11 protein-coding genes are annotated in these 12,297 nt (G+C 53.6%); 6 read left to right on the top strand and 5 right to left on the bottom strand.

Annotation, left to right across the window (positions count from 1 at the left end; genetic code table 11):
• Positions 1 to 148: 148 nt before the first annotated feature.
• The 5 genes from RIC05_RS03925 to RIC05_RS03905 all read right to left on the bottom strand — a co-directional run bounded on the left by RIC05_RS03925 (position 149) and on the right by RIC05_RS03905 (position 7,259).
• A complete protein-coding gene (locus RIC05_RS03925; RefSeq protein ID WP_350045267.1) occupies positions 149 to 2,164 on the bottom strand; it encodes a TRAP transporter permease in 2,016 nt (671 codons plus the stop codon).
• A 5-nt stretch (positions 2,165 to 2,169) separates the two neighbouring features.
• A complete protein-coding gene (locus RIC05_RS03920) occupies positions 2,170 to 2,649 on the bottom strand; it encodes a DUF1850 domain-containing protein (protein WP_350044241.1) in 480 nt (159 codons plus the stop codon).
• A 26-nt stretch (positions 2,650 to 2,675) separates the two neighbouring features.
• A complete protein-coding gene (locus tag RIC05_RS03915) occupies positions 2,676 to 3,641 on the bottom strand; it encodes a TAXI family TRAP transporter solute-binding subunit (protein WP_350045268.1) in 966 nt (321 codons plus the stop codon).
• A 490-nt stretch (positions 3,642 to 4,131) separates the two neighbouring features.
• Entirely contained in the window at positions 4,132 to 5,529 is a 1,398-nt protein-coding gene (locus RIC05_RS03910; protein ID WP_350045269.1) for a sigma-54-dependent transcriptional regulator, read from the bottom strand.
• A complete protein-coding gene (locus RIC05_RS03905; RefSeq protein ID WP_350045270.1) occupies positions 5,526 to 7,259 on the bottom strand; it encodes a sensor histidine kinase in 1,734 nt (577 codons plus the stop codon). The genes RIC05_RS03910 and RIC05_RS03905 overlap by 4 nt, the downstream gene beginning before the upstream one ends.
• A 297-nt stretch (positions 7,260 to 7,556) precedes the next feature.
• Between RIC05_RS03905 and RIC05_RS03900 the strand changes: the two genes are divergently transcribed.
• The 6 genes from RIC05_RS03900 to RIC05_RS03875 all read left to right on the top strand — a co-directional run bounded on the left by RIC05_RS03900 (position 7,557) and on the right by RIC05_RS03875 (position 12,287).
• Complete coding sequence (locus tag RIC05_RS03900) at positions 7,557 to 8,273, top strand: response regulator transcription factor (RefSeq protein WP_350045271.1); 717 nt, start codon at positions 7,557 to 7,559, stop codon at positions 8,271 to 8,273.
• Positions 8,274 to 8,361: 88 nt separating this feature from the next.
• A complete protein-coding gene (locus RIC05_RS03895; RefSeq protein ID WP_350045272.1) occupies positions 8,362 to 10,011 on the top strand; it encodes a sensor histidine kinase in 1,650 nt (549 codons plus the stop codon).
• 111 nt (positions 10,012 to 10,122) lie between these two features.
• Positions 10,123 to 10,563, top strand: a complete 441-nt coding sequence (locus RIC05_RS03890) for an HPr kinase/phosphorylase (RefSeq protein ID WP_350045273.1) — start codon at positions 10,123 to 10,125, stop codon at positions 10,561 to 10,563.
• Positions 10,564 to 10,579: 16 nt separating this feature from the next.
• Entirely contained in the window at positions 10,580 to 11,524 is a 945-nt protein-coding gene (rapZ, locus tag RIC05_RS03885) for an RNase adapter RapZ (protein ID WP_350044249.1), read from the top strand.
• A 19-nt stretch (positions 11,525 to 11,543) separates the two neighbouring features.
• Positions 11,544 to 11,948 carry a PTS sugar transporter subunit IIA gene (locus RIC05_RS03880; protein ID WP_350044250.1) on the top strand — a complete coding sequence of 135 codons (405 nt, stop codon included), beginning with the start codon at positions 11,544 to 11,546 and terminating at the stop codon, positions 11,946 to 11,948.
• 63 nt (positions 11,949 to 12,011) lie between these two features.
• Complete coding sequence (locus RIC05_RS03875; RefSeq protein ID WP_350044251.1) at positions 12,012 to 12,287, top strand: HPr family phosphocarrier protein; 276 nt, start codon at positions 12,012 to 12,014, stop codon at positions 12,285 to 12,287.
• Positions 12,288 to 12,297 lie beyond the last annotated feature (10 nt).

The following is a 12,297-nucleotide window of genomic DNA, read 5'->3' as shown; positions in this document are numbered from 1 at the left end:
TTAAATGTATCGATTCAATTGCTGTTGGTCTACTGCCCGCCCGGATAGGGAAAACTGGTCGGTAAAGGTTCGTGATCAAACGCGAATCGGCAAAGAAAAAAGCCCGCAACCAATGCTGCGGGCTTTTGAAAGTGTTGGGCAAGGGTGCCTAGCTGGCGGCGACGGCCGGGGTTGGGCCGTTGCTTTTGCCTTTCCACCAGTTAAAGCCAAGAATAACCAGTAGGACGACGGTGCCTGCGATTTCGGCTGTCAGGTCCGGATAGAACACACCGATTGTCGCCGGAACGATCAGAACCCGTGATAGAATGTCCATATGGGCAAACAGATACCCTTCAAGGGCAGCTGCAAAGGCCACCAGACATAGGATGGCGGTAAAGCCGGTCCAGAGAACAATCTCGATCGAGCCACCTTCGATGATTTCCGGATTGAACACCATGAATGCCGGGATCAGATACAGGCCCTTGGCAAATTTCCAGGCCTGGAAACTTGTTTCCATGGGACTGGCCCCGGCTATTGCGGCCCCGGCAAAGCCGGCCAGTGCAATGGGCGGTGTAACGTTACTATCCTGCGAGTACCAGAACACCACCAGATGGGCGATCAGAAGCGGAATGCCAAATTCGTTTGAAAGGGCTGGACCAACCAGAACGATCAGAACGATATAGGACGCGGTGACCGGAAGGCCCATGCCAAGGATCAGGCTGGCGATCAGGACCAGCACGAGTGCCAGAACAATGTTGCCACCCGAAAACGCGATCATCATTGACGAGAATTTCAGTCCAAGACCGGTCAGGCCGACAACACCAACAATGATGCCGGCAACCGCACAGGCCATCGACACGGCAACGGCGTTTTTCGCACCAAGTTCAAGGGCGGCGATGGTGATGTGGATGCCCTTGAAGATTGCTTGTTTAAGGGCATCGTGGCTTGGCTTTTGACCATTTTGCGGTGCGACGATGAAGAACCACAACGCATAGCGCAGGGCGGCAACCGCCATCACCGATATGATCGCCCAGAAACCAACGCGCATGGGCGAGATATTAAGGACAAGCAGATAAATCAGAATGCCAAGCGGCAAGATGAACTGCCAGCCTTCTTTGAGAACTTCGCGCCAATTTGGCAGTTCTTCAATTGGCATGCCCTTCATGCCGTTTTTCAGGGCAACGATGTGGACAAACAGGTAAACCGTGCCGAGATACAAGATCGCCGGGAAGATCGAAACCATGACGATTTCGAGATACGGCACCTGGGTATATTCGGAAATCAGAAACGCACCTGCACCCATCAATGGCGGGGTAATCTGGCCACCGGTTGACGCGGCAGCTTCAATGCCACCGGCCTGTGCCGGGCGATAGCCAAGGCGTTTCATCAGCGGAATGGTAAAGGCACCTGTGGTCACCACATTGGCGATGGCCGATCCACTGATCGATCCCATGCCAGCGGATGCCAAAACTGCGGCCTTTGCCGGGCCGCCGGGTTTTCTACCCGTGGCGGCATAGGCCATGTCGATAAAGAACTTGCCAGCACCGGTGACTTCAAGGAACGCACCAAACAGCACGAACATGAAGATATAGGTCGCAGCAACCCCCATCGGTAGGCCATAGATGCCTTCCTGACCAAGGTAAAGTTGACCAACAAGACGATCCACATCTGCACCGCGATGGGCCAGAATACCGGGCAACCATTCGCCAATCCAGGGCAGCGCACCGCGCGGACCCGACAGGGCATAAAGGATGGCGACAATGCCAATCACGGTCATGCCAAGGCCAACTGCACGACGGCTTGCCTCAAGCACGGTGACGGTGGCGATGATGCCAATGATCAGGTCGGCCTCGCTCCAGAAACCGGCACGGTTGATAATCGCGTCGAGATAGAATGTCAGATAGAACCCTGTGGTAAAGGCACCGGCAAGGAAGGCGATATCAATCAGCCACCCCAAAGCACCGCGCTTTTTGCTGCTTCCGAAGGCCGGGAACATCAAAAAGGTCAGGAACATAATGAACGCAAGATGGATGCTGCGTTGATAGAACAAACCAAGTGGTTCGATCCCTGCGCCATACATCTGGAAAAGCGACAGGGCGACAGCAACAATCGAAATCGCCCAGACAACCATTTTTGGCTGTGGCAGTTTGTCCACCATGGACGGTAGCGGTGCCGGTTCAGACATTTAACTTATTCCCCGGTATCAAGGCGGATGGTGACACGGGTGTGTTCAGCCATCTTTGAAAGATAGATTTCGTCACCATCGGTTGTGACGATACGATGGTCAACGGCAAGACTCCCGACGCGCAAGACATAGGCATTGCCGCGAACGGGTTCATCAATATCTTCGATCCAGTATCCACCCCCTTCTGCGCTGGTCAAAATTCCGCGGCCGGGAAAATGGCCAAGACCTGCTGCAAAGTCGGGTTGATAGGCGCGATGGAGAACCATTTTGCCAAGATCGTCTACATAACAGTCGATCACTCCGTCGCCGGTTACCGAGTGGTTCCAATACAGGCACCAGCCAGTTTGGCGCGGAATATCGGTTCTGGCCAGAACCGACCCGTTGGCGGCAATCACCTCTAGATGATCGACCACTGTTCCGGGTTTTGTTTCGTGATGGCCGTTCGGGCCAGCACAGGCCGTGATCGAGAGAAGAAGGGCGGCCATAATAGGCCGCCCAAATTCACGTAAAATCATGGATAAAGCTTCGGCGGGATCGGTGAACCCGTTTCTTCGTAATAACGAAGCGCACCCGGATGCATCGGAATCGGGGTGGAGTTCAGCGCGAAGTCAACGGTGGTGTCGTTGGCTGCCGGGTGAATGGCGATCAGTTCGTCAACCTTGTCAAACAGGGTCTTGGTGATCTGATACGCCAGTTCGTCGTCCATTTCTGCGCTTACGAACAGAACGTTCGGGGTCGAAATGGTGTTAACCGGTGCCGTAACGCCGTCATAGATACCGGTGCGCAGGGCATAAGGTGCAAAGGTCGGTTCTGCATCAAGTGCGGCAACGATTTCTTCGTCGGTCAGTGCGATCAGCTTGATCTCGCGGGTTGTTGCAAGGTTAAGGATCGAGCTGGTCGGTGGGCCAACACTCCAGAAACCGGCATCGATGTCGCCATCGCGCAGCGCATCAGCGGTTTCGTTGAAGTTCAGGCGCTGTTCTTCGATGTCATCATAGGTGATGCCATTGGCAGCAAGCAGGGTCTGCGCTGAAACTTCGGTACCCGAACCCGGTGCACCAACAGAAACGCGTTTGCCTTTAAGATCGGAAAGGCTGTTGATGCCGCTGTCGGCCATGGTCACGATCTGAACCGCATTCGGATAGATCGATGCCAGTGCGCGTACGTTATCAAGGGTGCGGCCTTCGAATTTGCCCGTGCCGGTGTAACCGGCATAGACAGTGTCAGCCAGACCAATTGCAATGTCGCTGTCGCCACGGGCAACAAGGCCCATGTTTTCAACAGATGCGCCGGTAACTTCGGCAACGGCGCTTGAACCGTCAATATATTTGGAAATCAGTTCCGCAAGGCCACCGCCATACGGATAATAAACGCCACCGGTACCACCGGTTGCAATTGAAAGCTGCTGTGCCGAAACAGGTGCGGCGGTCAGCATCATGGCTGCGGCTGCTGCTGTAAGCAGAGTACGAAGCTTCATGGTAGTCCTCCCTAGGGTTAACAGTCTTTAAATCGAGATGATCAAAAGATCGTTCAAGAAAACGGTCTTAAGGGTCTGTATCGGCCATTTGTCATGACCTGTTGTTTTTGGATTTCATGCGCAATGCTAAAACGGAGCCGTCTGTAAGATCGGCGAAAGTTTCAGAACCCTGCTGGCGCGACATGCAAAATACAGTCAGCGACCAGCAGATTGATGAAATCTTATTTCGTTAAAGGTGAATTGCAATACAGCCATATCGAGCAGCCCGGATGGGCCGGCTGATTGGTATCCTCCCTTAGTTTTTTCATTTTATCATTTTGGGATTCGAATGTGCAATGAGTATGCCAGAATGAAAATAAAAAAGAGTGTTAAAAATCAAATGCTTAACAAGTTCTAATTTGGCAAATCAGCATAATCTTGCCGATTTACCGAAATTGATCGGCGGATTTCCGCCGATTGAGGCCGCATAATGGATGCCAAGGTGGCGGCGTTAGACCGGTTTGTCGCGGCGGATATTCAGCTTTTTCATTTTTTCATTGAGTGTCCGGCGCGGAATGTCGAGTTCTTCCATCACGGATTTGACATTGCCGTCATGGCGGTCAAGGGCATCGCGAATGACGCGTTCTTCAAAACCACGGACCTGATCGGCAAGGGCAAGATCGGCGGGGCCGGATGTTGTGGAATCAAACCCACCTTTAAACAGACGTTTGAACCGTTCTTCGGGGCTTCCGACCAGCAGAACATAGCGTTCAGCCATGTTTTTAAGTTCGCGCACATTACCCGGCCAGTCGTGGGTTTTGATTTGGGCGGTCAATGCCGGGGTGACCCGTTCATAGGGACGCTCAAACCGTTCAGCCGCCCGTTCGGCAAAGATATCAAACAGCAATGCCACATCATCCTTGCGATCACGCAAGGGGGCGATGGCCAGTTCAAAGGTGTTGATGCGAAATAGCAGGTCTTCGCGGAAACGACGTGCGGTGACGGCCTCGCTCAGGTCTTCGTTGGTCGCACAGATCAGCCGGAAATCGACTTTGACCGGTGCATTTGATCCGACCCGAACCACTTCGCGCTGTTCAATCACACGCAGCATTTTGGCCTGCAGAGCAAGCGGCATGCTGGAAATTTCATCCAGGAACAATGTGCCGCCAATGGCATGTTCGATCCAGCCGACGCGCTGTCCTGCAGCCCCGGTAAAGGCGCCCTTTTCGTGGCCAAACAGTTCACTTTCGGCAGTACCTTCGGGAATGGCGGCACAATTGACGGCAACGAATTTGTCGTTGCGGCGATCACTTAGATCGTGGATGGCGCGCGCGACAAGTTCCTTGCCCGTGCCGGTTTCCCCGGAGATCAGAACCGGGACTTCGGTCGGGGCAATATTGGCGATTTCGTCCTTAAGGGCGCGCATCGGCAAAGAGTTGCCGATCAGGCGGCTGTCCAAGCTGCCGCGATGGGCGATTTGCCGACGCAAATTGCGGTTTTCAATGACCAGACGGCGTTTTTCAATCGCACGTTCGAGGCTTTCGACAATGTCGGTGGGCTCAAACGGCTTTTCGACGAAATCATAGGCGCCACTTTTCATCGCCTCGACCGCCATGGGCACATCCCCATGACCGGTCATAAGGATGATGGGGATATCAGGGTCGGCGGCCAGAACCGATTTGGTGAAGGTGATGCCATCAAGGCGGGGCATTTTCACATCGGTCAGGATCACACCGGCAAAATCGGGATTGATATCGCGCAGGGCCTCGCGGGCATCTTCATAAACTGTGACGGCAAAGTCAGACAGCTCCAGCCATTGTGACAGGGCGATGCGCATTGCTTCGTCATCATCGACAATGATGATGTGGGCCTTGTGATCGGGTTCGTTGGTCTGGCTACTGGTCGTCACGTTGTCTTACCTTTAAGCAGCGGCAGGCGAACTTCAAAACAGGCGCCACCAGATGCACTGTTATAGGCTTTGATGGTGCCGCCGAAGTCCCGCACAATGCCATAAGTTACCGAAAGTCCCAATCCCACACCCTGCCCCGGGTCTTTGGTGGTGAAGAACGGATCAAACAGAAGCGCAAGCGTTTCGTCATTCATGCCTTGTCCTGTATCGGCAATGCGCATGATAACGTCATCGTCGCTTGTGGTCAGATCAATTCGAATGCGTTTGGTCGGGCTGCTTTCCATGGCATCAAGCGCATTGCGGATGATGTTGACGCAAATCTGTTCAATCCGCACCAGATCGGCATGAACGATCAGGGGCGTGTTTAGTTCATGGCGTTCAACGGTGCATTCTTCGGCATCCAGTTGCGGGCTGAGCAACTGAAGGGCGTTATCAAGGGCGACTTTCAAATCAACCGGTTCAAGCACGCCGGTTGATTTGCGCGAGAATGTTTTCAGTTGGCCGGTAATCGCGCCCATGCGTTCGGTCAGCGATGAAATCTGGCGGATATTCTGATCGAGTTGTTCGGTTTTGCCGCGTTCGATCATAAGCTTTGCACTGGCGCAAAATGTTCTGATGGCGGTAATCGGCTGATTGATTTCGTGCGCAATCGCGGCCGACATTTGCCCAAGGGCGGCAAGTTTCCCGGCCTGCACCAGTTCATTTTGGGTGCCGCGCAATTCGTCTTCGGTTTTGCGGCGTTCGGTGATTTCTTCTTCCAGGCGGGTATTAAGGGCCTGAATGTGGGCGAATTCGCGGGCTTCGCGTTGGGATGCCAGTTTCAATTCACGTTCGCGCAAGAACAGAATGACCAAAATGATCATGCCGCCGCCAATGATCGCGATCAGCATGACCGCCCCTTGACGGTCGGTGACCTGATCCATCGAGGTCAGATAGTAAATGCGCCAGTCGCTGCCGCGGATTGGCTTGCTGTCAAACAGGAAGCGTTGGGAGCTGATGGTGACGATCCCCGATCCCTTTGCCAATTGACGCCCGACATCAAGGGATGTCAGCTCGCGGCCGGAATATTGGCGGTTGCGGACAATGCGATCACGATCAGAATCAGAAAGGGGTGAAACCGTCCGGTATTTCCAGTCGCCCCGACTGGTCAGGGTAATGACACCATCGGCATCGGCGACAAAGACGGTTTCCCCACCTTCTTGCCAGTTCTGTTCAAGTTCATCGAGTTCAAGTTTGACAACGACAACCCCGATGGCCTCGCCGTCCTGACGAATGGGATTGGAAATAAACAAACCAGCCCGCCCGGTGGTGACACCGATGCCAAAAAAGAACCCTTCGCTTCCGGCAATCGATTGGCTGAAATAAGGTCGGAAAGAATAATCTTCGCCCACGAAGCTATCGGGCGTGTTCCAGTTGCTTGAAGCGACGGTTTGCCCGGTTCGGTCGAGAATATAAAGCGCGGCCGCACCGGATCGTTCATTGACCCGTTGAAGATACAGATTGGCGATGTGGGCAGTACCCTGTTTCAGGATGGCCTCGATGACCTGATGATGGCGGGCAACGACATAGGGCAGATAGCGATAGCGATCAATTGCGGCCCGCAAGGAGCTGTCATAGAGGGCCAGGCGCGCCTGTCCGGTATTTTCAAGCTCGCGGATGGTCAGATTGCCGGTCGAACTGACGGCTAGCCAGACGAGCAATGCTGAAATCAGCGTGCCGACAAAGGTCAAACTTGCGCGGCTGAAATTGCGTAACCAGTAAAAAATCGCGGCCTCCCGTATGATCAGGGATCAATTTCGCATCCCGCGCGTTTCGATTGGATTGGGTGATTTACCTGATCAAGGTGATTGTTATTGGGCGAGGTGGCGGAAAGTCAACACATTGAGCGAAGTCGGGCAAAAGCCGTCCGTGTATTCGCTTAGCCTTAATTATGACGCAAGTGGTTATTTTTTCGCCACATTGGAATGTAAATTGTATAGTCACCAAACTTTAGAACAAATTGTATCTGTCCAGATGACGAGGTCCAGGTGAGTAAAATCGCACTTGTAGATGACGACCGGAATATCCTGACGTCCGTATCCATGGCGTTGGAAGAAGAAGGATATGAAGTTCTGACCTATTCTGATGGTTCAGAGGCGCTACACGCCCTGACCAAAGAAGAGCCGGATCTAGCGGTGCTCGATATCAAGATGCCACGCATGGACGGACTGGAACTTCTGACCCATCTGCGCAAAAAGACCGAAATGCCGGTCATTTTCCTGACATCGAAAGATGACGAGGTTGATGAGCTGACCGGGCTTCGGTTGGGTGCAGATGATTATATCAAGAAGCCGTTTTCCCAGCGTCTGCTGATCGAACGTATTCGCACATTGCTGCGCCGTTCTGAAATCATGCGGGCCGGTGGTGTACGGCCCAGTGGATCCGATGATGTCGTGCAGCGTGGGGATCTTGTTTTGGATCCATCGCGCCATATGTGCAGCTGGAAAGGTCAGCATGTTAACCTGACCGTGACCGAGTTCCTGTTGATTCAGGCACTGGCAAAGCATCCGGGCCATGTGAAAAATCGTGACCAGTTGATTGATGCGGCGTATGGCGAGCATATCTATGTTGATGACCGTACGATTGACAGCCACATCAAACGCCTGCGCAAAAAGTTCCGTGAATCCGATAAGGAATTCAAGGAAATCGAAACCCTGTATGGTGTCGGATATCGTTATCGCGATACGGCCACTGTCGCGGGCTAAGGGGTGGAGTTTTAGTGCCGGGGCGGATACGTTCCGGCACATTTCGTTTTTGCAGACCCCTTTCAAAGGGTCAGTTACGCAGGTTTGAATGAGCGATCTAAGTGCTGGCGACAATGACCAGACAACCGGCCAGTCCGAAACACGGACAGCACGGATAGAGGAACGCCACGGGCTGTTTTCCCCTTTGACCTGGCGCATTCTGGCAGTGAATGCGCTGGCTTTGTTCGTGCTGGTGGCCGGTATTTTGTATCTTGGCCGCTACAAACAGGAACTAATTCATTCCGAACTTGAAGCAATGGCGGTGCAGGCGGAAATGTATTCTGCCGCCCTTTCGACGTCTGCGGTGAGTTCCGGTGATGATGCGACCAATCAGGTCAAACTTGAAGTCGCCCGCGAAATGGTGCGGCGACTTGTCGGCATTACCGGTGCGCGCACACGTTTGTTTGCCACCAATGGCAAACTGATGGCCGATAGCCGCAATATCCAGTCCTTTGGCGCGGGAACCATTCAGGCCGAAGAACTTCCCGCACCCGGCGATGAAGATGCCTTTGCCGATATCATGCGCGCGCTTACCGACGGGTTGCTGACCCTGTTTGAGGGCGAACAGCCCTTACCCTTATATGTTGACCCACCCGTGGCCAGTGCGGCTGATTACCCGGAAGTCCGCGCGGCCTTGGCCGGCTATTCGCGGGGCGTTGTTCGCGTTGATAGTCAGGGACGTCGGGTTTTGTCGGTTTCGGTTCCGGTAGCGCGGTTCAAACAGGTTCTGGCATCGGTGATGTTGACCAAAAACGGCGATGCGATTGAAAATGCACTGCATGCGGTGCGGCTTGATATCCTGAAAATCTTTGTCTTTGCCTTTGGCATTACCGTGTTGCTGTCGATTTATCTGGCCGGGGTGATAACCCGCCCGCTTAACCGGCTGGCACGGGCGGCAGAACGGGTTCGACGCAGCAAAAACCGCCAGTTTACCATTCCTGATTTGTCGGGTCGCCGCGACGAGATTGGCGATCTTTCGACCACCTTGCGCGATATGACCGAAACGTTGTGGGACCGGATGGATGCGATTGAACGGTTTGCCGCCGATGTTGCCCATGAAATCAAAAACCCGCTGACGTCGCTGCGCAGTGCGGTGGAAACCGCAACACGGCTTAAAGACCCGGAACGTCAGCGCCGTCTGATGGAAATCATTGCCGAAGACGTGCAGCGACTGGACCGGTTGATCAGTGATATTTCCGATTATTCGCGGATGGATGCTGAATTGTCGCGGGCCGAAAGCGAAGAAGTCGACTTGTCGATTTTGCTTCGGACCTTGGGCGAGCTTTACAATGCCGACCCCAAAGGCCCGCGCATCCGGGTTTCGGCATCGGAAGATCTTAATGTTCCTGCCCTTGAAAGCCGTTTGACGCAGGTCTTTAGAAACCTGATTTCAAATGCGATCACGTTCAGCCCGGAAGGCGGGGAAGTACGTGTCCGGGCTTGGCGCGACAAGGACTGGGCCGTGATCACGATTGAAGATGACGGGCCGGGGATTCCGCCGGGCAAGGAAGAAGATATCTTTAACCGGTTCTATACAGAACGTCCGGCGAGTGAAAAGTTTGGTCAGCATTCCGGGCTTGGCCTGTCGATTTCCAAACGGATTATCTCGGCCCATAATGGTGAGCTTTCGGCACAGAATCGGACGGTTGATGACGCGGTAAAAGGGGCGGTCTTTACCATTCGTCTGCCGCTGGATTAAGATTTCATACGGTGCAAATCGGCGAAACGCCTATGCGTGAGGTTAGGTCTTTGCGCATGGGGACGTTTCGGATTTGACAAGAAACCTTCTGCCAAGCATCGTTTTCCCATTATGTCCCAACTTCATGCAAACTGTGTCCAGATCGGCGCCCATGCGGTGTTGCTGCGCGGGCCATCTGGATCCGGAAAATCCAGCCTGTTGCTGCGCCTGATCCATGCGGGTGGTTTTCTGATTTCAGATGACCGCACCGATCTTGTTGCGCGTGGTGCGGACCTGATTGCCACAGCACCGCAACCGATTGCCGGTTTGTGCGAAGTGCGCGGGATCGGGATTGTGCATGGTTTACCCGTTCGCCAGGAAGGTCTGGTCAAGGTTTTGATCGATCTTGTCGATGATGCCGAACTGGTTGAGCGGATGCCCGAGCCGGAATACGAAGAGATTTGTGGCATTCCCATTCCACGTTGGACATTATGTGCATCCGATTTGGCGCTTGAGGCAAAAATCAGCGTCACCTTGGCGCTTGCCACTGGTGAGATGCGACTTGAATCTTAATCTACAGGACCCTGTTTTGCAGAAAAAATCCGTCACATCCGCAGATAAACCCGCCGATAATCCAACGCCGGCACTTGGTGCTTTTGATGGCAAAAGCGGCCTTGTTCTTGTGACGGGTGTTTCAGGGGCCGGTCGGACAACGACGTTGAAAATTCTTGAAGATTTCGGGTTTGATGCGGTTGATAATTTACCACTTCGCATGCTTTCAGCCTTGGTGCCCAGTGATTGCCGCCCGGAACAGCCGATTGCCATCGGGGTTGATATCCGCACCCGGGATTTTGGCATTGACCAGTTTGTCGAGATTGTTGGCAAGTTACGCACCCAGACCGGCATGGACCCGTTGATGATCTATGTCGATGCGGACACAACCGTTTTGCAGCGCCGGTTTACCGAGACGCGCCGCCCCCATCCGTTAAGCCATGATCGACCTTTGGTTGATGCGATCGAGCATGAAAAACGCCTGATGGCGCCGATTGCGGCCACGGCAGACATGCGGATTGATACATCGCGTTTGAAGTCAGCCGAGCTTCGCAAGATCCTTCAGGACCAGTTTGATATTGGCGAAAACGAAGGCATGGCGATTTTCGTTAAAAGCTTTTCCTTCCGCCAAGGTGTGCCGGCAGAAGCCGATCTTGTTTTTGACGTTCGCTTTCTGCGCAACCCGCACTATGATCCCGAGCTTCGCATTTTGACCGGCATGAATGCGAAGGTGGGCCAATATATAGAAGAAGACCCGGATTATGCGGGGTTCATCACCCGGCTTAAGGCGATGTTGGAACCTGTTTTGCCGCGATATGCGCAAGAAGGAAAAAGTTATCTGACCATCGCCATTGGCTGTACGGGTGGACAACACCGTTCGGTTTATACCGCACGGATACTCAATGACTGGATTGCCGAACTGGGATATGACACTCATCTCAGTCATCGGGATAAGCCAGACGAACCGACCTCGGGGGAGTGAATAAAATGGAGAAAACTGCATGATCGGAATGGTGCTTGTCACCCATGGCGATCTCGCGAAAGAGTTCGTTTCTGCCTTGCAGCACGTCGTTGGCGAGCAGGAAAATGTCGCAGCGGTCTGTATCGGGCCGGATGACGACATGGAACAACGTCGCGCAGACATTCTTGCCAGCGTTGAAAAAGTCGATAGCGGCAAGGGTGTAATCCTGCTGACCGACATGTTCGGCGGAACGCCGTCCAATCTGGCGATTTCCATTATGGAACAGGCAAATGTCGAAGTGATCGCAGGGGTTAATTTACCTTTGTTGATCAAACTGGCATCTGTCCGCATTGACGGGACCTTGGCCGAGACGGTCAATGCTGCCCAGGATGCGGGGCGCAAATATATCAACGTTGCGTCGCGTTTGCTGAGTGGCGAAGAATAAGACAGAAACAAGAAAAACAGGCCGGATGCACGGAGACTGCGTATCCGGCTGGCGGGGACATAGATGGCGCAGAAGGAAAAACGCATTTTAACAATCAGCAACCAACGCGGATTGCACGCGCGGGCGGCGGCGAAATTTGTTAAACTTGCAGGCGAATTTGAATCCAGCATCATGGTGCGCAATCGCGGTACCGAAGTATCTGGTGTTTCCATCATGGGATTGATGATGCTGGCAGCATCTATCGGCACCGAGATTGAAGTTGAAGCAACCGGACCGGATGCCAAAAAGGCGATAGAAGCCCTGAACGAACTGGTCGATGACAAGTTCGACGAAGAATAATCAAGGCGCT

The sequence above is a fragment of the Thalassospira sp. genome (assembly GCF_040218635.1).
In the GTDB taxonomy this organism is placed as follows: domain Bacteria; phylum Pseudomonadota; class Alphaproteobacteria; order Rhodospirillales; family Thalassospiraceae; genus Thalassospira.
The sequence above is the reverse complement of the archived record's forward strand: the minus strand, read 5'-3'. Positions and strand labels throughout refer to the sequence as shown.